The 22,940-nt window shown below is 71.8% G+C and carries 21 protein-coding genes; 10 read left to right on the top strand and 11 right to left on the bottom strand.

Annotated elements, in window-relative coordinates; all coding sequences use genetic code 11:
- Positions 1-115: 115 nt before the first annotated feature.
- The 9 genes from FFT09_RS03240 to FFT09_RS03200 are packed head-to-tail and all read right to left on the bottom strand — an operon-like array spanning position 116 to position 9,363.
- Positions 116-1,213, bottom strand: coding sequence for a serine hydrolase domain-containing protein (locus FFT09_RS03240; protein WP_138381781.1), 1,098 nt, complete (start codon positions 1,211-1,213; stop codon positions 116-118).
- Positions 1,210-2,817, bottom strand: a complete 1,608-nt coding sequence (locus FFT09_RS03235; protein WP_138381780.1) for an ABC transporter ATP-binding protein — start codon at positions 2,815-2,817, stop codon at positions 1,210-1,212. The genes FFT09_RS03240 and FFT09_RS03235 overlap by 4 nt, the downstream gene beginning before the upstream one ends.
- Entirely contained in the window at positions 2,814-3,650 is an 837-nt protein-coding gene (locus tag FFT09_RS03230; RefSeq protein ID WP_081190673.1) for an ABC transporter permease, read from the bottom strand. Before FFT09_RS03230 ends, FFT09_RS03235 begins: the two co-directional genes overlap by 4 nt.
- The gene (locus FFT09_RS03225; RefSeq protein ID WP_081190672.1) at positions 3,647-4,603 is read right to left on the bottom strand and encodes an ABC transporter permease; all 957 of its coding nucleotides are present in this window, start codon (positions 4,601-4,603) and stop codon (positions 3,647-3,649) included. The genes FFT09_RS03230 and FFT09_RS03225 overlap by 4 nt, the downstream gene beginning before the upstream one ends.
- A gap of 10 nt (positions 4,604-4,613) precedes the next feature.
- Positions 4,614-6,170 carry an ABC transporter substrate-binding protein gene (locus FFT09_RS03220; RefSeq protein WP_138381779.1) on the bottom strand — a complete coding sequence of 519 codons (1,557 nt, stop codon included), beginning with the start codon at positions 6,168-6,170 and terminating at the stop codon, positions 4,614-4,616.
- Positions 6,171-6,202: 32 nt separating this feature from the next.
- On the bottom strand, positions 6,203-6,637 hold the full coding sequence (locus FFT09_RS03215; protein ID WP_081191005.1) for a thioesterase family protein: 435 nt from the start codon (positions 6,635-6,637) through the stop codon (positions 6,203-6,205).
- Positions 6,630-7,607: a 3-hydroxyacyl-CoA dehydrogenase NAD-binding domain-containing protein gene (locus FFT09_RS03210; RefSeq protein ID WP_208544344.1), complete on the bottom strand. Its 978-nt coding sequence runs from the start codon at positions 7,605-7,607 to the stop codon at positions 6,630-6,632. Before FFT09_RS03210 ends, FFT09_RS03215 begins: the two co-directional genes overlap by 8 nt.
- Positions 7,608-7,615: 8 nt before the next feature.
- Entirely contained in the window at positions 7,616-8,503 is an 888-nt protein-coding gene (locus FFT09_RS03205; protein WP_138381777.1) for a beta-keto acid cleavage family enzyme, read from the bottom strand.
- A complete protein-coding gene (locus FFT09_RS03200; RefSeq protein WP_081190668.1) occupies positions 8,500-9,363 on the bottom strand; it encodes a TetR/AcrR family transcriptional regulator in 864 nt (287 codons plus the stop codon). The genes FFT09_RS03205 and FFT09_RS03200 overlap by 4 nt, the downstream gene beginning before the upstream one ends.
- 170 nt (positions 9,364-9,533) lie before the next feature.
- Between FFT09_RS03200 and FFT09_RS03195 the strand changes: the two genes are divergently transcribed.
- The 6 genes from FFT09_RS03195 to FFT09_RS03170 all read left to right on the top strand — a co-directional run bounded on the left by FFT09_RS03195 (position 9,534) and on the right by FFT09_RS03170 (position 16,101).
- Positions 9,534-10,769 carry a sensor histidine kinase gene (locus tag FFT09_RS03195; RefSeq protein ID WP_138381776.1) on the top strand — a complete coding sequence of 412 codons (1,236 nt, stop codon included), beginning with the start codon at positions 9,534-9,536 and terminating at the stop codon, positions 10,767-10,769.
- Entirely contained in the window at positions 10,766-11,422 is a 657-nt protein-coding gene (locus tag FFT09_RS03190) for a response regulator transcription factor (RefSeq protein WP_024874226.1), read from the top strand. The genes FFT09_RS03195 and FFT09_RS03190 overlap by 4 nt, the downstream gene beginning before the upstream one ends.
- A 44-nt stretch (positions 11,423-11,466) precedes the next feature.
- Positions 11,467-13,056 (top strand): deoxyguanosinetriphosphate triphosphohydrolase family protein, encoded by a 1,590-nt coding sequence (locus FFT09_RS03185; RefSeq protein ID WP_081190666.1) that lies wholly within the window; start codon positions 11,467-11,469, stop codon positions 13,054-13,056.
- Between the two features lie 25 nt (positions 13,057-13,081).
- Positions 13,082-13,750, top strand: coding sequence for an acVLRF1 family peptidyl-tRNA hydrolase (locus FFT09_RS03180; protein ID WP_138381775.1), 669 nt, complete (start codon positions 13,082-13,084; stop codon positions 13,748-13,750).
- A gap of 143 nt (positions 13,751-13,893) precedes the next feature.
- On the top strand, positions 13,894-15,522 hold the full coding sequence (locus FFT09_RS03175) for an ABC-F family ATP-binding cassette domain-containing protein (protein ID WP_081190664.1): 1,629 nt from the start codon (positions 13,894-13,896) through the stop codon (positions 15,520-15,522).
- Positions 15,523-15,891: 369 nt separating this feature from the next.
- Positions 15,892-16,101 (top strand): helix-turn-helix domain-containing protein, encoded by a 210-nt coding sequence (locus FFT09_RS03170; protein WP_005437638.1) that lies wholly within the window; start codon positions 15,892-15,894, stop codon positions 16,099-16,101.
- On the opposite strand, the gene FFT09_RS03165 is transcribed toward FFT09_RS03170, so the two are convergent.
- Positions 16,088-17,458 carry a glycosyltransferase family 87 protein gene (locus FFT09_RS03165; protein ID WP_138381774.1) on the bottom strand — a complete coding sequence of 457 codons (1,371 nt, stop codon included), beginning with the start codon at positions 17,456-17,458 and terminating at the stop codon, positions 16,088-16,090. The two genes, FFT09_RS03170 and FFT09_RS03165, sit on opposite strands and share 14 nt — an antisense overlap.
- 136 nt (positions 17,459-17,594) lie before the next feature.
- Here FFT09_RS03165 and FFT09_RS03160 point away from each other — a divergent pair, with 136 nt between their 5' ends.
- Positions 17,595-19,463 carry an ABC transporter ATP-binding protein gene (locus FFT09_RS03160; RefSeq protein WP_081190662.1) on the top strand — a complete coding sequence of 623 codons (1,869 nt, stop codon included), beginning with the start codon at positions 17,595-17,597 and terminating at the stop codon, positions 19,461-19,463.
- On the top strand, positions 19,460-20,167 hold the full coding sequence (locus tag FFT09_RS03155; RefSeq protein ID WP_138381773.1) for an alpha/beta fold hydrolase: 708 nt from the start codon (positions 19,460-19,462) through the stop codon (positions 20,165-20,167). Before FFT09_RS03160 ends, FFT09_RS03155 begins: the two co-directional genes overlap by 4 nt.
- Before the next feature lie 69 nt (positions 20,168-20,236).
- Here FFT09_RS03155 and FFT09_RS23505 read toward each other — a convergent pair whose 3' ends face one another.
- Complete coding sequence (locus FFT09_RS23505) at positions 20,237-20,404, bottom strand: toxin-antitoxin system HicB family antitoxin (protein WP_081190660.1); 168 nt, start codon at positions 20,402-20,404, stop codon at positions 20,237-20,239.
- A 17-nt stretch (positions 20,405-20,421) separates the two neighbouring features.
- Here FFT09_RS23505 and FFT09_RS03145 point away from each other — a divergent pair, with 17 nt between their 5' ends.
- Together FFT09_RS03145 and FFT09_RS03140 are read left to right on the top strand one after the other, a co-directional pair.
- The gene (locus tag FFT09_RS03145) at positions 20,422-21,567 is read left to right on the top strand and encodes an RNA-guided endonuclease InsQ/TnpB family protein (protein WP_138381772.1); all 1,146 of its coding nucleotides are present in this window, start codon (positions 20,422-20,424) and stop codon (positions 21,565-21,567) included.
- 202 nt (positions 21,568-21,769) lie between these two features.
- The gene (locus tag FFT09_RS03140; protein ID WP_208544343.1) at positions 21,770-22,939 is read left to right on the top strand and encodes an LCP family protein; all 1,170 of its coding nucleotides are present in this window, start codon (positions 21,770-21,772) and stop codon (positions 22,937-22,939) included.
- Position 22,940 lies beyond the last annotated feature (1 nt).

Here is a 22,940-nt window from a genome sequence, read left to right as displayed (position 1 = left end):
CGGCTACGCAACCTGCGGACACGCCGGGGTGGGCTTGCCCCGCCCGGCGTGTCCGCAGTTCAGGTAGTCGTGTCCGCAAGTTCGGTAGTCGTGTCCGCAGGTTGCGGGGTTCCCGTCAGCGGGACAGCGAGTCGTACAGGGCCGCCAGCAGGCGGTGGGCTCGGTCGTCGTCGTTCTCCGCGCGCAACTCGTTGGTGACGAAGGAGAAGCCGACCTCGGCCTCCGGCCACGCCCCGTGCCTGCCACCGCCCGCTCCCGAGTGCCCGAACGCCGTCGTGGCGGGCCCGTAGGTGCCGATCGGGTCGGGCAGCTCGAAGCCCAGTCCGAAGTGGACCGGCCGGTCGTTGATGGCGTCGGTGCCCCGCGACCACGTCCGCGTCGCCCGGTCCAGCGCGGTCCGCGGCACCAGCCCACCCGCGCTCAGCAGATCGTAGAACCGCGCCATCGCCCGCGCCGTTCCGACACCACTGCCCGCCGACAACTCGGCGCGCCGGTAGCGCGTTGAGTTGATCAGATCGTCCGAGTCGAGCAGGGCGGCGTACATGCGATTGACGATCGCGCGGCGACGCTCGTCGTGCAGGAAGGTGCTCACCCGGTAGCCCGGGGCCCGGACGAGCCGCGCCAGTCGGGAGTCCACTTCGGGCGGAGTGCCGAGGTGCAGGTCCAGCCCGTGTGGACGGGCGAACACCTCCCGGACGTGGGCGCCGATCGAACGCCCGCCCGCGCGCCGCACCAGTTCGCTGAGCAGGTAGCCGTAGGTCATGGCGTGGTAGGCCACGCGCGTGCCGGGAGTCCACAGTGGCTCCTGGCCCGCGAGGATGCGCGCCGCCGCCGCGGAGTCGGTGACGTCGTGGTCGCCGTCGACGTAGGGCAGACCCGCGGTGTGCGACAGGACGTGTGCCACGGTCGCGTCGGCGCGGAATTCCGGCCAGTACCTCCGGACGGGGGCGTCGGGGTCGAGCTCGGCCGCCAGGTCGGCGGCGACCGCCGCCGTGAGCCCCTTGGTCCCGGAGAACAGCACGCACGCGGTGTCGGCCGACCACGGCGTGCCGGTGGCCTCCTCGGCGAGCCCGCCCCACAGGTCCACGAGCACCTCGCCACGGCGGGCCACCGAGAACGCCGCTCCCGCCCCGCCGTGGGCCACGACGTCGGCGAACACCTCCCGTACGGCCTCGAAGCCCGTCGCGGTGTGCCCTTCGACTCCGGTGCTCATGACACCATCCTCGGGGTGTTGGCCAGCAGGTCGCGCGTGTACGGGTGCTGCGGGTCGCCGAGGACCGCGTCGACGGTGCCGGTCTCCACGATCCGGCCCTCACGGAGCACGGCCACGCGGTCGGCCACGTGGCGGGCGAGCGCGATGTTGTGCGTGACGAACAGCATCGCCGTGCCCAGTTCCTCGCGCAGCGCGCACAGCAGGTCGATGATGGTCGCCTGCACGGAGACGTCGAGCGCCGACGTCACCTCGTCGCACAGCAACACCCGCGGGGTGGTCACCAGCGCTCGCGCGATGGCCGCGCGCTGGCGTTCACCGCCGCTGAGCTGGTCGGGCAGCCGGTCGGCCAGCCCGGGGGCGAGCCGCACTCGCTCCAGGGTCTCCGCGACGCGCTCGTGCCGGGCGGCGCGGTCGAGGTCGGTCAGCATCTCCAGCGGCACCGCCACCGACTGCGCGACAGTGCGGCGCGGGTTCAGCGAGGCGAACGGGCTCTGGAACACGTACTGCACCGCCCGCAGCGCCTCGGCCGAGCGTTGCCGCACCGACGCGGGCAGGATCTCGTCGCCCAGCGACACGGTGCCGTCGTAGTGATCGGTGAGGCCGGCCACGCACTGCGACAGGGTCGTCTTTCCCGAGCCGGATTCGCCGAGCAGCAGGAGGCATTCTCCGGGCCGCACGTGTGCGTCGACCCCGCGCAGGACGGCATGGTCGCCGTAGGACACCGAGAGCCCCGACACCGTCAGCGCCGCGTCCGCCTCGGCAACGTCCGGCAGCGCGGTGTCGGCGTCGAGGTGCGGGACGGCGTCGACGAGGGTGCGGGTGTAGGCGTGCGACGGAGCGCGCAGCACCTCGGCGGGGGTGCCGGTCTCCACGATCTCGCCGCGGTACATCACGGCGACCCGGTCGGCCACGGTGGCCACGACGGCGAGGTCGTGAGTGATGTACAGCGCCGCCGCGTCGTGGTGCGCCGTGAGCCGGGCGACCGTGTCGAGCACCAGCGTCTGGGTCATCACGTCAAGCCCGGTCGTGGGCTCGTCGAGCACGACAACACCCGGCCTGCAGGCGAACGCCATCGCGATGCCCACGCGCTGCTGCTGCCCTCCGGAGAGCTGGTGCGGGTAGCGGCGCTGGTAGGTCTCGTCGCCGGGCAGACCGACCTCGGTGAGGACCTCGGCCACTCGGGCGGCGCGGTCGGCTGAAGGGTCGCCGGTATCGCCGTAGCCGTGGGCGTCGAGGACCTCGCGGATCTGAACGCCCACGCGCAGCGCGGGATTCAGCGAGGACGCGGGGTCCTGTGGCACGTAGGACACGGCCGAGCCGCGCAGGTCACGGCGGGCCGCATGCGGTAGCGCCAGCAGGTCGGTGGCCTGCCCGGCGGAGTCCCGCACGCGGACGCTGCCGCCGTCGTGGCGCAGGCCGCGCCGGACGTGGCCGAGCGCGGCCAGTCCCGCGGTGGTCTTGCCCGAGCCGGATTCGCCGACGAGGGCGAGGACCTCGCCCGGTGCGATGTCGTAGGAGACGCCCCGCAGCACCTCGTCGCCGGTGAGGGTGGAGACCCGCAGGTCAGCCACCACGAGCGCGTCCCGGACGCCGACCCGGGTCATGACGTCACCTTCCTGTCGCGGCGGGCGGCAGCGGCCGCCAGTGAATCGGTGATGAGGTTGGTCCCGACGGTCAGGACGGCGATCGCGAGCACGGGCAGCAGGACTCCCCACGGTTGGACGACGAGGGCGATGCGGTTCTCGTTGATCATCAGCCCCCAGTCGGCGGTGGGCGGCTGGATGCCGAGCCCGAGAAACGACAGTGAGGCGACGTAGCCGATGGAGTACGTCAGCCGCAGGCCGAGCTCGACCATGAGCGGACCGGTGATGTTGGGCAGGATCTCGCGCAGCAGCACCCTGCCCCGGGGCACGGCGTACAGCTCGGCGGCCCGCACGAAGTCGCTGCCCGCCACGGCGGCGGTGGCCTGCCGGGCCACGCGGGCCACCCTCGGTGCGTGGGTGATGCCGATGACGATCACCAGCAGCCAGCCCTGCGGTCCGAGCATCGCGATGGCGAGCAGCGCGAACACGAGCTGAGGGAACGACAGCAGCACGTCGTTGCCCCGCATGATCACGGTGTCGAGCGCGCCGCCCCGGTAGCCCGCGATCATGCCGAGGGCCGTGCCGAGCACCACGCCGAGCGCGGTGGCGAGCACCGCGTAGAGCAGCAGGGTGCCGCCACCCGCGAGGAAGCGGGTGAGCACGTCCCGGCCGAGGTCGTCGGTGCCCAGCGCCCCGGTGTCGGTGAACGGCTTGCCGGTGAACTCCCCGGTCTCGTGCCCGGTGAGCAGCGGGCCCAGCCAGGGGCCCGCGACCGTGACGAGCAGGACGGCTCCGGTGAGGACGAGTCCCAGACGGGCCTGTGGCTGGGACAGCGCGCGGCGGAACAGGCTCATGAGGCCACCTCGGTCCGTTGTTTGGGGTCGACCAGGATGCCGACGACGTCCGCCACGAGGTTCACCACGACGTAGACGCCCGCGATGAGCAGCGTGATGGCCTGCACCACCTCGACGTCCCGGTTGTTGACGGCGTCGATGAGTGCCTGCCCGATGCCGGGGTAGCGGAACAGGAACTCCACCACCACGACGCCACCGGCCAGCCACGCGAGTTGCAGCGCGACGACCTGGGCGACCGGTCCGATCGCGTGGGGCAGCGCGTGCCGGGTGAGCACGATTCGTTCCGGCAGGCCCTTGAGCCGGGCCATCTCGACGTAGCCGCTGTCGAGCACCTCGCTCATCGTGGCGCGCATCATGCGCGTGATGTACGGGGTGACGACGAGACTGAGGGTGAGTATCGGCAGCACGAGTTGCGTCGCGTCGGTCCACACGGGCTCGCCGGGCCGGGTCAGCGTCACCGACGGCAGCACCGGGAACACCGTGGTGGACAGCACCACCACGAGCGTCACACCGATGACGAACTCGGGCAGCGCGGCCACCACGAGGCTCAGCCACGACACGGCGTGGTCGGCGGCCCTGCCGCGCCGCAGCGCGCTCCAGGTGCCGAGCAGCAGCCCGGCCGCGGTGCTGAGCACGGCGGCCGCGACGAGCAGGACCAGCGACGCGGGGATGCGGTCGGCGAGCAGCTCGCCCACGGCGCCCTGCGTGGCGGTCGAGGTGCCGAGGTCTCCGGTCAGCACGCCGCCGAGCCAGTCGAGGTAGCGCTGCCAGACGGGCTGGTCGAGCCCGAGTTGCTCGGTCAGCGCGGCGATGCGTTCGGGCGTGGCCTGCTGGCCGAGGATCGCCCTGGCGGGGTCGCCGGGTAGCAACAGCGTCGCCACGAACACCAGCAGGGTCACCAGCCACAGCACGGCCACACTGGACGCGAGGCGGCGCAGGATCAGTCGGGTCACGTCGGCCTCCTCATCCGATCCAGATCTCGCGGAACGAGTAGCCGGACAGCGGCAGGCCGGTGCGGTCGGGGACGAACCCGCCCACGTACACCTGGTAGGCGTCGACCTGGTTGACGAAACCCCAGATGATGTTGCCGCCCCGGTCGTACTCGATGCGCTGTGCCTCGTGCAGCAGCGCGGTGCGCTCGTCCGCGTCGAGGGTGCGGCGCGCGCGGCCGACGAGGTCCTGGAACTCGGCGTCGTCCCAGTGCGTCTCGTTGTAGGGCGCGTCGGGCAGCGCCCCGGACGCCACCTGCGGCAGGTAGTTGCGCGTGTACCAGAACGACTGCGCGAAGTCCCAGCTCAGATAGTTCTCACCGAAGAACGTGGTGGTGTCGAGCCGCCGCAGCCGCACGGTGATCCCGGCCGCTCTGGCCTGCTGCTGGAACACCTGCGCGGCTTCGACGGCCCCGGCCTGGATCGGCGCGGTCACCAGTTCGACGTCGAGGTTCTGCCGCCCCGCCTCGCGCAGCAGTCTGCGTGCCTCCCGGAGGTTCCGGCGCCGTTGCGGCAGATCGGCCGCGTACGCCGGGTCGAACGGCGCGTACAGGTCGTTGCCGGGGCGTCCCTGCCCGCTGAGCACCTGATTGATCATCTGCTCGCGGTCCACGACCAGCCGCAACGCCTGCCGCACCCGCACGTCGTCGAACGGCGGGCGGTCCACTCGCATGGTGAACGGCAGCCAGGTGCCGGTCTCGGAGCTGAGCACGCGCAGCCGTTCGTCGCTGCGCAGGACCTCCACCAGCGCCATCGGTACCTGGTCGATGGCGTCGACCTGTGACGACAGCAGCGCGTTGAGCCTCGCGTCGTCCTCGCCGAAGTTGAGCAGCACCAGCTCGTCGAGGTGGGGCTGACCGGGCCGCCAGTAGTGCTCGTTGCCCACGAACACGCTCTGCAGCCCGGGAGTGAACGAGCGCAGCCGGAAGGGTCCGGTGCCGACCGGGTGGTCGAGCGAGAAGTCCTCGGGCACGATCCCGAGCGAGTACTGCGCCAGGTAGTCGTCGAACACGCTGGAGGGCTCGGTGAGCCGGAACTCCACTGTGGAATCGCCGGTGGCCACGACCTCGTCGAGCATGGTCAGGCTCGCGGCGCCGCTCTTGGGATCGTCCGGGTCCATGATCCGCCGGAACGTCGCGATGACGTCGGCCGGCGTGACCGGCCTGCCGTCGCTGAACCGCACCCCCTCGCGCAGCCGGGCCGTCCAGCGCGTCGCGTCGTCCGACGACGTCAGCGACTCGGCGACCAGCATCTCCAGCTTGTACTCGTGGTCGCGGTACAGCAGGGGCTCGTAGAGGTTGCGCACCCGGGCGATGTCCGGGTTGGTGGCGGGAATGTGCGGGTCGAGCGTGTCGGAGGCGCCGCCTCCGGTGACGCCGACCCGCAGCCTGCCGCCCCGGCGGGGCGGTCCGGTGGGTTCGGTGCCCGCGGCGCGGGAGGTGGCGCCGCAGGCGGACAGCAGCGGTACCGCGGCCACGGCCGCGCCGCCGGACAACAAAGCTCGTCTGCGTACAGGGGTGTCGAACGACATCAGGGTTACTTCCGGTCTGGGGTGGGGACGGATCAGGAGATGGCCCGTCCCGCGTAGTCGGGAACGGCTCGCCGGTGGTGGAGCAGGCGCTGGGCGACGTCGTCGGGAAACGGCGCCGCCCTGGCTCCGGCCACGTGCAGCGCGAGCAGTTCCTCGGTGGCGACGAGGACGCCGCCGACCGTCATCTCGTGGCAGAGGCGCACCTTCCTGGCCCCCACGGACAGCACGCCCGTCGTCACGGTCACCTCGCTGCGCGGCCCGACCTCACGCAGGTAGCGGACGTGGGCCTCCACCGTGTACAGCGACGCGCCGTTCTCGGCGCGGTAGCGCTCGTCCAGGCCGACGGAGGCCATGAGGTGGTCGGTGGCGAAGCCGAACACGAGCACGTAGTACGCCTCGCTGAGGTGACCGTTGTAGTCGATCCACTCGTCGCGGACGGTGTCGTGATAGGTGAGCGGCTCAGGCACCGTGCTCACCGGCCGTTCCCGCGTCCTCGTCGCCCGCCGGTGGCCGCAGTGCCCGCTGCACGGCGATGACGCCGCGATCGCGTTCGGCGACCAGCTCGGCGAACGTCCGGCCCGCCGCCTCGCTCGCGCAGCCGGCGACCATGTCGTCGCGCAGGGCGCGGGTCAGCTCCGGGGCTTCGAGCCGGGTCCACGGCGCCTGCAACGACGGACCGAAGTGGTCCAGCATGTGCGCCATGCCGCCCTCGCCGCCCGCGAGGTGGAACGTCAGGCAGGGTCCGTGGACCGGCCAGCGCAGGCCGGGGCCGTCGGTGATGGCGGTGTCGATCTGCTCCACCGTCGCCTCACCGTTGGCGACCATGTGCAGCGCCTCCCGCCACAGCGCCTCCTGCAGCCGGTTCGCGATGAAGCCGGGCAGCTCGCGATCCATCGTGATCACGGACTTGCCGACGCGGCGGTAGAACTCGCTCGCCCACTCCACGGCCCACGGCTCGGTGCGCTGCCCGCCCACCACCTCGACCAGCGGAATCAGGTACGGCGGGTTGAACGGGTGTCCCACCACGAGCCGCCCGGGCGTGTCGGCCTCGGTCTGCATGTCGGTCATCGGAAAACCCGACGTGGAGGAGGCGATCACCACGCCCTGCGGAGTGGCGGCGTCGATGTCGGCCAGCAGCGTGCGCTTGAGCGGCAACGACTCGGGTGCGCTCTCCTGCACGAACCCGGCACCCTCGACGGCCTCGGCCAGCGTCGGTGTCGCCGTGAGCCGTTCCGGCGAGGCGCCGTCGGCGAGCCCGAGCTCGGTGAGCGCGGGCCACGCGGCCTCGACCAGCCGGGAGAGCCGTTCCGCCGCGCCGTCGCCGGGATCCCACGCCCGTACCGCGTACCCCCTGGCGAGGAAGTGCGCCGCCCAGCCGCCGCCGATGACGCCCGCGCCGACACAGGCGACCGTGGTCACGTCCCCGGGTGTGCCCACCGGCCCGCTCACCGGCCCCGCTCCAGTCCGAGGATGCGCCGGGCGGCGCCCGGCCCGGCCACGCGCGCGCCGAGTCCTTCCACGATGTCCACCGCGCGCTCGACGAGTTGCCCGTTCGTGGCCTTGACGCCCTTCGACAGGTAGAGGTTGTCCTCCAGCCCGACCCGCACGTGCCCACCACGCAGCACCGACTCCGCGACCCAGGGGAGCTGGTTGCGGCCGATGGCGAACGAGGCCCACTGGGCGCCCTCCGGCAGCATGTCGACCATCGCCTGCAACACCCGCGGATCGGCGGGAGCGCCGTAGGGGATGCCCATGCACAGCTGGAACAGCGGCGGGGCGTCGATGAGCCCCTCGGCGACCAGCGTGCTCGCGAACCACAGGTTGCCGGTGTCGAAGATCTCCAGCTCGGGTTTCACCCCGAGTTCCTGCACGCGCCGTGCTCCCACCCGCAGCATGTCCGGGGTGGACACATAGAGCTGGTGTCCCTCTCCGAAGTTGAGCGAGCCGCAGTCGAGCGTGCAGATGTCGGGCAGCAGCTCCTCCACGTGCGGCAGCCGGTCGAGCGCGCTCACGAGGTCGGTGCCGTCGACCGGCTTCAACGGATCCTCCGCGTCGAGCACCAGGTCGCCGCCCATGCCCGCCGTCAGGTTGAGCACGACGTCCACTCCGGACTCCCGGACGCGGCGTACCACCTCCCGGTACAGCGCGACGTCGCGGGAGCCCTGGCCGGTCTCCACGTCGCGCACGTGCACGTGGACCACGGCCGCGCCCGCGTTCGCGGCCTCCACCGCGGAGGCAGCGATCTGCTCCGGTGTCACCGGGACGTGCTCGCTCTTGCCCACCGTGTCGCCCGCGCCGGTCAGCGCGCACGTGATGATCACTTCGTCGTTCATGCCTGCCCTTCGACGATGTTGCGGTCGATGAAGTCGTGCAGATGCCTGCGCATGTGCGCCACCGAGCTTCCCGGCTTGCCGGTCAGCACCTGGATGCCGAGGCCGTCGATCAACGCGCTCAGCTGGGTCGTGAGGTCGTCGGGGTCCTGCCGCCGGAACACTCCCTGCTGCTGTCCGGTCCGGATGGTCATGGCGATGGTGTCGTACCAGCGGTTGTAGGAGTCGCTGTACAACTCGCGGATCGCGGGGTTGAGCGTGCTCTCGGTCCACACCTGCAACCACACCGACCACTCGTCGTGTAGCAGCCCGGGAGCGGGTAGTTGCAGCTCGACCAGCCGCACCAGCCGTTCCCGCGCGTCATCCACAGTGGACAACTCCGCGACCTGCCGGTCGAACGCGAGTTTGACGTTGCGCCGCAGCGACTCGATCAGGACGTCGTCCTTGGTGGGGAAGTAGTAGTGGATGGTGGCCGCGCTGGTGCCGCACTCCCTGGCGATGTCGGCGATGCGCACGCGGTGGTAGCCGCGCTCGGCGATGAGCTGCCACGCCGTCTCCAGGATGCGCCGCCGCATCGCCGACTGGGGGCCCGTCACGGGCGCGCTGCGGGAGCGGGCCGTCGGCGCGGGCACAGCGGTGACCGTGTCCGCGTCGTCTCTCCCGTTGAGCAGCCAGTTGACCGTCACGCCGGAGTACTCGGCGATACGGACCAGTTCGTGTGGTGCGAACCGCCGGGTTCCACTGAGCGATTTGGACAGCTTCGACTCCGCCAGCCCGATCGCGGCGGCGAACTCGCGTTGCGCTCCCGGCTTCGGGTGAATGAGACCGCGGACCCGGTTGCGTAGTTCCTCGTGCTCACTCACGGGAGGGACCGTAGTGTCGCGTTTCGATTATCGCAAGCATCGGTTCGTAACGTGACCCGTTTCTCCCTGGCACAGCGCGTACTTGCGATCACGTGTGGTCGACTGTTCAGTCAGACTGGCCCCTGGTCATACCTCTGCCTCGCCGCGCCGCACTCTGGCAGGATCGGTGCATGACACGGTGGGTGCTCGGGGCTTTCGCCCGGCCGTCGACCTATCGCCGCTGGGCCTACTTCGTGCTCGGGGGTGCGCTGGCGTCGCCCTACGTGCTGTTCGGGGCGATCCTGGTGCCCTCGGTGGTGCCCGCGGCCTCGACCCTGCCGGGCGCGGTCGCGATCGGCGGCGCGTGCATGGTGCTCGCGCTCGTCGGCACGGCGTTCCTCCCGGCGGTGCGCGCGCTGGAGTTCGCGGCGGTGCGTGAGCTGCTCGACGACCCCGTTCCCGACGCGGCGGGGGCGGCGAGCGGGCGGGCCAGGGTGCGCGCCGCCGCGCTGTTCACCGCGCACGTGCTGGTGGGCGGCGTGGTGTCCGTCGTAAGCCTGCTGCTGCCCATCGCGTTCGCCGTCGCCGTGTCGGTGCCGTTCACGGGCGGGTTCACCCTGGGGGAACAGAACCGGATCACGGTGCCGACGGGCTGGGCGAGCGCGTGGTTGCCCGCTGCCGGTGTCTCGGCCCTCCTCGCGCTGGTGCCGGTGGTCGCCGGACTCGGCGGCGCCTTCCGGCGGCTCGCGACGGTGCTGCTGGGCCTGCGGGCGGCCGACCGGATCGCCCGGCTGGAACGGCAGACGGAGCGGCTGCTCGAACGGGCCCGGCTGGCGAGGGAGCTGCACGACTCCGTGGGGCACGCGTTGAGTGTCGTGTCGATCCAGGCGGGTGCGGCGCGGCGGTTGCTGAGCCGTGATCCCGCAGCCGCCGACGGCTCGATGGCGGCCGTGCAGGACGCGGCTCGGGCGGCGCTCGACGACCTCGACCACGTGCTCGGACTGCTGCGGGAGGACGGGGCGGCGGGCACCACGCCGCCGAGGGCGGGCCTGCCGGAGCTGCCGTCGCTGCTGTCGGCGACCCGGCTGGCGGGCGTGGGCGTGTCGGCCGACATTCAGGGTGACCTGGCGGCCGTCGCGCCGGTGGTGTCGCGGGAGGCGTACCGGCTCGTGCAGGAGAGCCTCACCAACGCGGTGCGGCACGCGGGTAAGGTGCCGGTGACGGTGCGCGTCGTCGTCACCCAAACCACACTGGAGATCACCGTGGGCAACCCGGCGACCGGGGCGGGCGGCACCGGGCGAGGCGGGAGAGGACTGCGGGGGATGCGGGAACGGGTGGACCTGCTGGGCGGAACCCTGCGCGCGGGCCGCGACGGCGAGCGGTGGGTGGTCGCGGCCACCCTGCCCACCGGACGGGCGACACCGTGACCGGCCGGATCGGGGTGCTGCTCGCCGACGACGAGCCGCTCGTGCGGTCCGGGCTTCGGGCGATCCTGGAGTCCGAGGACGACCTCACGGTGGTGGCCGAGGCCGGCGACGGTGCCGACGTGCCCGGCCTGGTCCGGAGCACCCGGCCCGACGTGGTCCTGATGGACGTGCGGATGCCGTCGGTCGACGGCATCGCGGCCACCGAGCACGTGCTGGCCACGACCGAGCGGCCCCCGAAGATCATCGTGGTCACGACGTTCGACAACGACGACTTCGTGTACTCGGCGCTGCGAGCCGGGGCCAGCGGGTTCGTGCTCAAACGCGCGCGCCCCGAGGAACTCGTCTCGGCGGTCCGCACGGTGTGCGCGGGCGACTCGCTGCTGTTTCCCTCCGCGATCCGGAGGATGGCGGCCCGCCACGCCGGGCGCGGCACCGCGCTGCGGGAGGCGGAGCTGACGGAGCGCGAGCGGCAGGTGCTGCGCCACCTCGCCCAGGGCCTGTCGAACGCCGAGATCGCGGCCGTGCTGCACCTGGGTGTCGAGACGGTCAAGACCTATGTCGGCGGTGTGCTGACCAAGCTCGGAGCGCGGGACCGGACCCAGGCCGTCATCGCGGCGTTCGAGTCCGGGTTCGTCGTGCCCGGCGACGGCTGAGCCCCGCCGCGCGGGCGGCCCCGTGCGCGGCGGCGTCAAGTACGGTGTGGGTCGTGAACCAGCCAGATCCCCGTGCCCGGCGCCGGGACGAGGCCGCGGAGTCCGGAGGCTTCGCCGAACTGTCGTCCAGCCCGTTCCGCGCCGACCGCGACCGCCTGGTCGCCTCCCCGTTCTTCGCGCGCCTCGGCGGCGTGACCCAGGTCGTGAGCGCGGGCGGGTCCGCCCTGCTGCACAACCGGCTGACGCACAGCCTCAAGGTCGCGCAGGTGGCCCGCTCCATCGCCGAGCGGATCGCCACGGGTGATCCCCACGGTGGCCACACGGACACCGCCGAGCTCGTCGGCAAGCTCGGTGGCTGCGATCCCGACGTGGCCGAGGCCGCCGCGCTCGGGCACGATCTCGGTCACCCGCCGTTCGGCCACCTCGGGGAACAGGTGCTCGACCGCATCGCCCGCCACCGGTACGGGCTGGCCGACGGCTTCGAGGGCAACGCCCAGACGTTCCGCATCGTCACCACCACCGAGGTGGGCGGCCCGACCCCGCGCGGGCTGAATCTCACCGCCGCCGTGCGCGCGTCGCTGCTGAAGTACCCGTGGGCCCGGCTGCACCGGCCCCGGCCGCATCCGTCGGAGCTGGCGGTCGTTCCGCGCGGTGCGGCCGAACCGGCGCAGGCACCGGGCACGGGGTCGGCGAAGTTCTCCGCCTACTCCACCGAGCTGGACGAGCTGGCCGCCTCTCGCGCCCCGTTCGCCGACAAGGTCGAGTACTGGCAGCAGACCGTCGAGGCATCGGTGATGGATCTCGCCGACGACATCGCCTACGCGATTCACGATCTCCAGGACTTCCACCGCATCGGCGTGCTGCAGCACGCGGAGGTGGCCACGGAGCTGGGGCAGTGGCTCGCCCGGCGCGGGGAACTGGCGGAGCTGCCGGACGAGCGGCTGGAGGACCAGCACCGCAGGCCGGGCCGGTCGCTGGAGCACCTGCGGCGCAGGCTGCACGCGAAGGACTCGTGGATCACCAGCGACGACGCCTTCGCCGACGCGGTCGCGCGGGTGCGGGCCGAGCTCGTGGACGAACTGCTGGGCATCCCGTTCGACGGCTCGGTGGAGGCCGAGCAGGCCACCGCGACCTTCTCCGCGCGCTGGACCGCCCGGCTCGTCGGCGGCGTGGTGGTCACCGCCGCGCCCTCACCCCGGACGGGACACGTCACGCTGCTGCCTGCGCAGTGGCACGAGGTGCAGGTGCTGAAGTTCGTCCACCGGCGGTTCGTGCTGCTGCGGCCCGACCTCGCCCTGCACCAGCGCGGTCAGGCCAGCCTGCTCGCCACCCTGGTCGACGCGCTCGACGCGTGGCTGACCGATCGCGACGAGGCGGCGCGCCTGCCCCGCAGGCTGCACGACCTCGTGGAACTCGCTCACGCCGAGTACCGGGGGCTCGCGGCGGCCGATCCGGAACTGCTGGTCGGGGCGACGGGGGAACCGGTGCGCGGAGCCGACGCCGTCCGTTCGCTGGCCCGGGGCAGGGCTGTGATCGACTTCGTGGCCTCGCTGACCGACAAGCAGGCGGCGGCCATGCTCGACGCGATCTCGGGGCGCTCCGCGCAGCCGTGGTCCGAACCGTCGGTGCTGTGAACGGCTCGGGCGAGGGAGCGGGGCGATGGCGCGGACACGGCAGGCACCGGGCGGCGGCACCGTCGTGGAGGTGGAGCCGGAGCGGCTGGCCCGCTGGTTCGACCGCTTCGCCGAACGCAACGACGGGGTGACGCGCACCGAGCTGGCTCCCGCGACGGTGCGCGTGTACGGCGGCAACGGCGTCACGGCGACGGTGGCCGTCCCGTTCGATCCGCTGCCCGTCGAACCGGGCACCCACCGCGACGGGCTGGCCGTCGACGAGCTGGTCGCTCACGTGACCCGCCCGCGCACGCTCGGGTTGCTGCTGGTCCGCCTCGGTGCCCACAGCGTCGGTGTGGCCGAGGGCGGCCGGGTCACCGCGTCCCGCACCGACCGCCACCTGGTTCACGGGCGCAGCGCGGCCGGGGGCTGGTCGCAGCAACGGTTCGCCCGGCGCAGGCAGGGGCAGGCACGGCAGTCGCTGCGCGCCGCGGCCGACGACGCGGCCGACGTGCTCGCCGCACGGGCGGCCGACCTCGACGCCGTCGTGCTGGGTGGCGACCGGGCGGCGCTCGACACGCTCCGGGACGACGCGCGGCTGGCCCCGGTGTTCGCCAAGGCCGAGCCCAGGGTGCTCGACGTGGCCGAACCGCGCCGCGCTGTGCTCGACGCCGCGGCGGCCAGGGCGCGCGCGGTGGAGGTCGTGGTGCGGTGAGCCGGGCCACCATCGGAGAAATCGACTGGACACCGGGCCCTACACTGGGTGCCGTGGTCGTTCGGCTGGAGTAGGCGCGGGCTCCGTGTTCCCGTGTGCCCCCGCACGTCCCTTCCGACCAACCCCTTCCACGGAGTTCCTCAGTGATCACCGCCACCGGGCTCGAACTACGCGCCGGTTCCCGCATCCTGCTGTCCGGCACCACGCTGCGGGTGCAGCCGGGCGACCGCATCGGCCTCGTCGGGCGCAACGGCGCGGGCAAGACCACCACGTTGCGCGTCCTCGCGGGTGAGGGCGAGCCGTACGCCGGAGAGGTACACCAGACCGGCGAGGTGGGCTACCTGCCGCAGGACCCCCGCGAGGGCGACCTGTCGATCACCGCGAAGGACCGGGTGCTCTCGGCGCGGGGGCTGGACGTCCTGCTGCGCGACATGGAGAAGGCGCAGAACGCGATGGCCGAGCTGGTGGACGACACCGCCCGGGACAAGGCGATCCAGCGCTACGGTCGCCTGGAGGAACGCTTCGCGGCACTGGGCGGTTACGCCGCCGAGAGCGAGGCCGCGCGGATCTGCGCCAACCTGGGCCTGGAGGACCGCATCCTGCCGCAGGCACTGCGCACCCTGTCCGGCGGGCAGCGCCGCCGCGTCGAGCTGGCGCGCATCCTGTTCGCGGCCTCCGAGGCGGGAGCGGGCGGCCGGTCGGGCACCATCCTGCTGCTCGACGAGCCGACCAACCACCTCGACGCCGACTCGATCAACTGGCTGCGCGGCTTCCTCAAGGCCCACTCGGGCGGCCTCGTCGTCATCAGCCACGACGTCGACCTGCTCGGCGACGTGGTCAACAAGGTCTGGTTCCTCGACGCCACCCGCAGCGAGCTGGACGGCTACAACATGAACTGGGCGCGCTACCTGGACGCGCGGGCCACCGACGAGAAGCGCCGCAGGCGGGAGCGCGCCAACGCCGAGAAGAAGGCGTCGGCGTTGCAGCAGCAGGCCGCCAAGCTGGGAGCCAAGGCCACCAAGGCGGTCGCGGCCAAGAACATGGCACGGCGTGCCGAGCAGATGCTGGCCGACCTCGACGACGAGCGGCAGGCCGACAAGGTCGCCCACATCCGTTTCCCCGCTCCCGCGCCGTGTGGCAGGACCCCGCTGACGGCCGAGAACCTGTCCAAGTCCTACGGGTCGCTGGAGATCTTCACCGGGGTCGATCTCGCCATCGACCGGGGGTCGAAGGTCGTCGTGCTCGGACTGAACGGCGCGGGCAAGACCACGCTGCTGCGGCTGCTGGGCGGGCTGGAGAAGGCGGATACCGGGCAGGTGGTTCCCGGCCACGGAATGCGGCTGGGCTACTACGCGCAGGAGCACGAGACCCTGGACCACCAGGCGAGCGTCTGGCAGAACATCCGGCACCTCTCGCCGGACACGGGTGCGCAGGAGCTGCGGAACCTGCTGGGCTCGTTCCTGTTCAGCGGGGAACAGCTCGACCAGCCCGCGGAGTCACTGTCGGGTGGCGAGAAGACCCGGCTCGCGCTCGCCGCGCTCGTGTCGAGCGCGGCCAACGTACTGCTACTGGACGAACCGACGAACAACCTCGACCCCGCGAGCCGGGAGCAGGTGCTCGACGCATTGCGCCGATACGAGGGTGCCGTCGTTCTCGTGACGCACGATCCCGGCGCCGTCGAGGCCCTGGAACCCGAACGGGTGATCCTGCTCCCGGATGGGACCGAAGATCTGTGGTCCGACGATTATCAGGAACTGGTCGAACTCGCCTGATCGGGTGTTTCTCGGGAAATTGGTCCGTACCGGTGGTGCTCGTCCGACCAAGATCGGGTCCGGTCTGCGCCCGGGGTGACCGAGAGGTCACGTACGGGTGGCTGACCAGTGGCGTTGGCGAGGTTCGCCCAGCGTCGGCCCACCGGGAGCTCCGGGTGGAGTGTGGCGCGCCACTGCGGACACAACGCCGCCGCTGATGCGCGTTGCGTCATTGTTCGCTCTACAGCAAGTACCGTATCGGACGTTTTCACCGCCATTCGAGCAGGTTTTTCCGTTGTCGTCTGGCATTCGGCGCCGTCGTGTTCGATCATTGCGACGGCAGGGGCTGAATGTGGCCCGAAACATCAAACGGGCGGAAGGTGGATTGACGTGGCAGACCTGAAGAAGGGTGCGCGCATCACCGGAAACACGCGCGACAAGCTTGCCGCTGACCTGAAGAAGAAGTACGAGAAGGGGGCGAGCATCCGCGCTCTGGCCGAGTCGACGGGCCGCTCGTACGGCTTCGTGCACCGGGTCCTGTCGGAGTCCGGGGTCCAGCTTCGGGGTCGCGGGGGAGCGACGCGCGTCAAGAAGAAGTAGGAGGGGCACGATCACCCGTGGAGCCGGAGCCGGGCTCGACGGTGCCGAGGGGGACCTCGGCCCGGCTTCGGAACACCATCACTGCCCCGAGTAGCACGGAGACATACACCAGGTAGCCGAATCGGGTGGCCGTCGCCAGCAGGGTGAAGGCGGCGAGTGCCACCGCGATGCGTAACGCCGCGTCGGCCGCCGTGCGTGGTGGCGTGCGTACCAGCCACGCGAGTACGGCCACGCCCGCACCGGCAAGCAGGACGAACGCGAGCACCGTGCCGACGGGGCCGGTGCCGGCGAGCAGGTGCCCTGGGAAAGGACTCGCCGCCGGTGAGGTCACCGCCGCAAGCCCGGCGGGAAACAGCAGCACGTGTTCCGTGAACGCGCCGGGATTCACGAGCAGGACCGGCACCACCAGCACCACGGTCGCCCCCGCGAAGCCCGCGATGTACCGGGCCAGCGCGCGACCGCCGAGCCGGACGGCGACGAGAACGCCGATCACGACCACAGCGGGCGCCGCGATGAGCTTCGCGTGCGTCACCAGACCGCACACCAGCGCGGCGGAGACGGGCCTGCCGGTGGCGGCCAGGGCGAGGGCGAGCACCACCAGAGCGACGATCGCGAGATCCGGGCCCGCTGTCGCCCAGGTCAGCGCTGTCAGGGGGAACACGGCCGCGAGCTGGGCGGCGCCGACCGGGATCGCGGTGGGACGCCACAGCCGCAGCGCGGCCAGCACGCACCCGACCGCGACGGCGGCGAACACGAGCCGCGCGTCCGTCAGCGCGTCGGTGACCGGATGACCGCCGAACAGGGCGCGGGGCAGCCCGAAGACCGCCATGACCGGACCGTACGGCGCGTAGTCGTAGACGCCGGGGGCGTGGCCCAGCGAGGCGAGATCGAGGTAGGGCGTGCCGGTGGCGAGCAGGGTGTCCGCGGAACGCTCGATGACCCACACCTCGGGCTGGGCGTGCCACTGCCCCGGGTCGGATGTCCAGTCGCCACCGGCCACCGCACGCCGTGTCACCAGCGTCGCCAGGGGAGCGAGCATGCCGACGAGACCCACGATCGCCACTGGTGTCCAGCGTGACCGGACGAGGGAGTCGGCGGCGCGGCGGCGGGCGCTGAACGCCAGCCAGCAGGTGTGGGTGAGCGCCAGCGAGTAGCCCGCGACCGCGAACGCGCCCCAGACGCGGTAGCCGAGATGCTTGTCGGTGAGCGCCAGCACGAGTGCGTAGCAGGCGCACCCGAAATACAGTACGGCGTCGACGGCCAGCGGACGCCGTCCCAGCACCGCCCGCATCCTCCCGAGCGCGGTCGCCGGCCTCCCGGTGACCGTCCCGGTCGCCTCGCCCTCCCGTGTCCCCATGGCGCACGACAGTACCGAGGCGTCCCGCGCTGTCGGGGGCGGCGGGCAGAATTGGTCCGGAACACGGTCTCGGGAAGAGTGCCGGTGTCCGCGCCGTTGTGCCGAACACGGCGTGTCGCGAAAGGGGTGTCGGTCGGTGGACAACACGTGGTCGTTGATGCGCGGGGCGATGAATTCCGCCGACGCTCCTCGCGGCCTGCGCCGGGGCACCGTCGCCAGGGTGGCCCGGTTCGCCCGGCCGCACTGGCGACGCCTGCTGGTGTTTCTGCTGCTCACGGTGATCTCGGCCGTGCTCGCCGTGAGCACACCGCTGCTGGCGGGACGGGTCGTCGACGCCATCGTCGGGGGGCAGGCCGCCGCCACGGTCGTGTGGCTTGCCGTGGCCATCGCCCTGATCGCGGTCGTGGACGCCGTTCTGGGGCTGGCCGAGCGGTGGCAGTCCGCGCACATCGGTGAGGGCCTCATCCTCGACCTGCGTCGCGCGGTGTTCGAGCACGTACAGCGCATGCCCATCGCGTTCTTCATGCGCAGCCGCACGGGCGCGCTCGTGAGCAGGCTGAACAACGACGTGATCGGCGCGCAGCGCACCTTCACCGCCACCCTGTCGGGCCTCGTCACCAACGTCATCCAGCTGGCCCTCTCGCTCGTGGTGATGATGACGCTGTCCTGGCAGGTCACACTCCTGGCGTTGCTGCTGCTGCCCGCGTTCGTGCTTCCCGCGAGGCGGATCGGGAGGCGGATGGCCGACCTCCAGCACGAGTCGGCCGAACTCAACGCCGCGATGACCACCCAGATGACCGAACGGTTCTCCGCCCCCGGCGCCACACTGGTGAAGCTGTTCGGCAGGCCCCGCGCCGAGGCCGACGAGTTCGGCGCTCGCGCCAGCCGGGTGCGCGACATCGGCGTGCGCACCGCCATGCTGACCCGCTGGTTCATGACCAGCCTCACGCTGGTCTCGGCGCTGGCGCAGGCGCTCGTCTACGGGCTGGGCGGGTGGCTCGCGCTCACCGGGACGCTGGACGCGGGCACGGTCGTGGCGCTGGCGCTGCTGCTCACCCGGCTCTACACCCCGTTGACGGCGCTGGCGAACGTCCGGGTCGACGTCATGACGGCGCTGGTGTCGTTCGAGCGGGTCTTCGAGGTGCTGGACCTCAAACCGATGATCACCGAGCGACCCGATCCGGTATCGCTGCCCGGTGGCGACGTCTCCGTGGAGTTCGACGACGTGCGGTTCGCCTACCCCTCGGCCGACGGCTACTCGCTCGCCTCGCTGGAAGAGGTGTCCACGCTGGACACCCGAGGCGGCGAGGAGGTGCTGCACGGCGTGAGCCTGCGTGCCGAACCAGGACAGATGGTGGCGCTGGTCGGGCCGTCGGGCGCGGGCAAGTCGACCATCGCCTCGCTCGTGGCGAGACTCTACGATCCCGACTCCGGCGCGGTGCGGTTGTCCGGTGTCGACGTCCGGGATGTCTCCTTCGAGGACCTGCGGGGCACGGTGGGGGTCGTGACGCAGGACGGGCACCTGTTCCACGACACCATCCGGGCGAACCTGGCCTACGTCCGGCCCGAGGCGACCGACGACGAGATCTGGGACGCCCTGCGCCGGGCGCGGCTGGCCGAGCTGGTGGACTCGCTGCCCGACCGCCTGGACACGGTGGTGGGGGAGCGGGGCTACCGGCTCTCCGGCGGGGAACGGCAGCGGTTGACCATCGCGCGCCTGCTGCTGGCCCGCCCCCGGGTCGTCGTGCTCGACGAGGCCACCGCCCATCTCGACTCGGAGTCCGAGGCCGCCGTCGGCGAGGCGCTGGCCGACGCGCTGCACGGCCGCACCGCGCTCGTCATCGCCCACCGGCTGTCCACGGTGCGCGCGGCCGACCAGATCCTGGTCGTCGAGCAGGGACGCATCGTCGAACGGGGCACGCATCCGGAACTGCTCGCGGCGGAGGGCCGGTACGCGGAACTGCACCGCACGCAGTTCACCGTCACGGAACGGTCGGCCGCGTGAGCCCCGGCGAGCCCGCGCGCGACCCGTCGCTGTCCGGATGGCGTGCCCGGACCCGCCCCGCCGCCGTGGCACTGGTGCTGCACGGCGGTGCGCAGTACGGCGTCGACGCGGTGCGCCCGTGGCGGCCCGCGTACCTGCGGATGGTGCCGATCGCCCGGGCGGTGTGGGCGGCGGGCGCCGCACACGGGCTCGAGGTTCGGATGCTGCGCAACCGCGTGCGCGGCTGGAACGAGCCCGACCGGCACCCGGTCGAGGACGCCCGGTGGGCACTGCGGCGGATCCGCGATGAGCGCCCCGGGCTGCCGGTGGTGCTCGTGGGGCATTCGATGGGCGGTCGCGTGGCCCTGCGCGTGTGTGACGACCCGGCGGTGACCGGGGTGTGCGCGTTCGCGCCGTGGACGCCGGAGGGCGAGCCCGTGGAGCCGGTCACCGGGCGGCGGGTGCTGCTCGCCCACGGCGTGCTCGACCGCGTGACCCGCCCGGTGGACTCCTACCGTTACGCCCGGCGCGCCGACGCCCGCGCGGCCGGGCTCGCCCGCTTCGACGTCACCGCGGAGAGTCATGCGCTGCTGCGCCGCCGGTCGGTGTGGAACCGGCTGGCGGCGGAGTTCGCGGTCCAGACCGCAGGCCTGCTGCCGGAACACGGCCTGCTGGCCGGTGCCTTCGGCCGCGCGGCGCCGGAACGGTACGAATTGCCGCTCTGACCTGCCTTGTGGTGCCGTGACCGGGAAACGTAGCGCGCAAGCCCCGTCCTTCAGGGCGGGGCTTGCGCATCAATTCCGGGCCTCGCGTGCCCAGCGGTGCACCTCCTCCACTGGAGCCGCATTCGCGGCGGTGAGTAGGTACACCAGGTGCGCGTTCAGCGACCGGCCTTCTGTTTCGGCGGCCTTGGTGAGTTCGCGGTGCAGGTCATCGGGTAGGCGTAAGCCAAGTCGAATCATGGTGCTATCATGGCACCATGCAGCTTCGGTACAACTTCCGCGTCTACCCGACGCCCGGTCAGCGCATCGCGCTGGCCAAGGCGTTCGGGTGCGCGCGGGTGGTGTACAACGACGCGCTCCGCGTCAGACAGGACGCCTACGAAGCGGGCGAGCGCCTGTCAGACACCGATGTGCAACGTCGCGTCGTCACCGAAGCGAAGAAAACCGAGGTCCGCGCCTGGCTGTCCGAGGTTGCCAGCGTGGCGTTGGTGCAGGCGTGCCAGGACGCCCGCGCGGCGTACCGCAACTGGTTCGACTCGATGTCCGGCAAACGCCGAGGCCGCCGTGTTGGGCGCCCTCGGTTCCGGTCCCGCAAGGACAACCGGCAAGCCATCCGGCTCACTCGCAACGGATTCTCACTGCGACCGAACGGACGGCTGTACGCGGCGAAGATCGGGGACCTGGATGTGCGCTGGTCGCGGGACCTGCCGTCGGCGCCGTCGTCGGTCACACTGATCAAGGACGCAGCCGGGCGGTACTTCGCGTCGTTCGTGGTCAACGTCGGCCCCGAACCATTACCGGAGACAGACTCCGAGGTTGGTATCGACCTCGGCCTGGCCACGTTCGCGGTGCTGTCCAACGGCAAGACGATCGAGTCTCCGAAGTTTCTGCGCCGCGCCGAGCGCAAGCTCCGCAAAGCGCAACAGAACCTGTCTCGCAAGCAGCGGGGCAGCAACAACCGCGCCAAGGCCCGCCTGCGGGTGTCCAAGGCGCACGCCAAGGTTCGCGACTCGCGCACCGACTGGGCACACAAGAACACCACGGCGTTGATCCGCGACAACCAAGCGATCTACGTCGAAGACCTTGCCGTGTCCGGCCTGGCCCGCACGAAACTCGCGAAATCCGTGCACGACGCCGCGTGGGGAACGTTCCTGCGCATGTTGGACGGCAAAGCGGTCCGGTACGGGCGCGTCGTGCACCGCATCGACCGGTGGTTCCCGTCGTCGCAAACCTGCTCCGAGTGCGGGCGGGTAGACAGCAAGAAGCCGCTCGATGTCCGGGAATGGACGTGCCCCTGCGGAACAACGCACGACCGGGATTTGAACGCCGCGAAGAACATCCTCGCCGCCGGACGGGCGGAGAGGTTAAACGCCTGCGGAGAGACGGTCAGCCTCTCCGCCTAGCGGGGAGCACGTCTCGTTGAAACAGGAACCCACCGGAGCCGCACACGCGGCAGGAGGAATCCCCCGCCTTCAGGCGGGGGAGGACGTCAAGTGGTATGGATCATATGGTCGGCACAACCGATCGGGGGGATGGCGCGTCCTGTCTGTGTGGCATGCGCTTAGGTAGGCGTGCACCAGTCAGGCGCGATCGAACGGAGTGGCCATGACCTACGGCGGGAACCAGGGCGGGTACCGGCCTCCGCCTCCGGGCCGCAGGCCCCCGCGTGGTCCCCGGCAGCATCAGCAGGCGGGGATGATGCCCGTGCCGGGTGGGGGTGGTGGTCGCCCACCGCAGTCCACCCGGGTGGCGCCGCGTCCGGGACAGCAGCCGCCCCCGCCTCCGCCCGACCGGCGCCCGCCCGCGCCCAGCCGTTCGCCCCGGCGCAGGCGCCCCTCCTTCGGCAAAGTGCTGCTGAGCCTGCTGCTGGTGTTCGTGATGCTGCTCGGCGCGGTGTGGCTGTACCTGGAGTTCTCCATCAACCGCATCGACGCGCTGCCCGGCGACTACGAGGGCAGGCCGGCCGCGGCGGAGGGCACCAACTGGCTGCTGGTCGGGTCCGACTCGCGCGAAGGGCTCGACGAGGACCGCATGGCCGAGCTGTCCACCGGCGACACCGGCGGCAGGCGCACCGACACGATCATGATCGCGCACATCCCGGACAACGACACGGCACCCACGCTGCTGAGCCTGCCCCGCGACTCGCAGGTCCCGATTCCCGGCCACGGGACGAACAAGATCAACGCCGCGTTCGCCTTCGGCGGCGCGCCGCTGCTGACACAGACCGTGGAGCAGGCCACCGGGCTGCGCATCGACCACTACGCCGAGATCGGTTTCGGCGGCTTCGCCGAGGTGGTGGACGCCATCGGCGGGGTCGAGATCGACATCCCGGCCGAGATGCGCGACAGCAAGACCGGTGTGGTGATCCCGGAGGGCAGGCAGACGCTCGACGGGGCGCAAGCCCTCGGGTTCGTGCGCATGCGCTACAGCGAGTCCACGCCCCGTTCCGACCTGGACCGGGTCGCCAACCAGCGCCTCTTCATCGGCGCGCTCGCGGGGGAGATCGCCAGTCCGGCGACCCTGCTGAACCCGTTCGACGTGGTGCCACTGCTGGGCACGGTGCCCGACGCGCTCACCCTGGACACGGACGACCACCTGCATCACCTGGTCGCGCTGGGCTGGGCCATGCGCGGCATCGGTGACGGCGGTGTGGTCACCACCACCGTCCCGGTGACGTCGGCGTCGGCCGAACAGTGGGACCCGGGCAAGTCGGAGGCACTGTTCGAGGCGCTGCGCAGCGACACCCCCGTTCCCGAGGACGTCGTCATGGAGTGAG

Source organism: Saccharomonospora piscinae, from assembly GCF_005862235.1.
Lineage (GTDB): Bacteria > Actinomycetota > Actinomycetes > Mycobacteriales > Pseudonocardiaceae > Saccharomonospora > Saccharomonospora piscinae.
The sequence above is the reverse complement of the archived record's forward strand: the minus strand, read 5'-3'. Positions and strand labels throughout refer to the sequence as shown.

Coding starts and splice junctions, on each gene's coding strand:
- FFT09_RS03240 (WP_138381781.1), bottom strand. CDS start 1,213: ATGAGCACCGGAGTCGAAGGGCACACCGCGACGGGCTTCGAGGCCGTA.
- FFT09_RS03235 (WP_138381780.1), bottom strand. CDS start 2,817: ATGACCCGGGTCGGCGTCCGGGACGCGCTCGTGGTGGCTGACCTGCGG.
- FFT09_RS03230 (WP_081190673.1), bottom strand. CDS start 3,650: ATGAGCCTGTTCCGCCGCGCGCTGTCCCAGCCACAGGCCCGTCTGGGA.
- FFT09_RS03220 (WP_138381779.1), bottom strand. CDS start 6,170: ATGTCGTTCGACACCCCTGTACGCAGACGAGCTTTGTTGTCCGGCGGC.
- FFT09_RS03205 (WP_138381777.1), bottom strand. CDS start 8,503: ATGAACGACGAAGTGATCATCACGTGCGCGCTGACCGGCGCGGGCGAC.
- FFT09_RS03195 (WP_138381776.1), top strand. CDS start 9,534: ATGACACGGTGGGTGCTCGGGGCTTTCGCCCGGCCGTCGACCTATCGC.
- FFT09_RS03180 (WP_138381775.1), top strand. CDS start 13,082: ATGGCGCGGACACGGCAGGCACCGGGCGGCGGCACCGTCGTGGAGGTG.
- FFT09_RS03165 (WP_138381774.1), bottom strand. CDS start 17,458: ATGGGGACACGGGAGGGCGAGGCGACCGGGACGGTCACCGGGAGGCCG.
- FFT09_RS23505 (WP_081190660.1), bottom strand. CDS start 20,404: ATGATTCGACTTGGCTTACGCCTACCCGATGACCTGCACCGCGAACTC.
- FFT09_RS03145 (WP_138381772.1), top strand. CDS start 20,422: ATGCAGCTTCGGTACAACTTCCGCGTCTACCCGACGCCCGGTCAGCGC.
- FFT09_RS03140 (WP_208544343.1), top strand. CDS start 21,770: ATGACCTACGGCGGGAACCAGGGCGGGTACCGGCCTCCGCCTCCGGGC.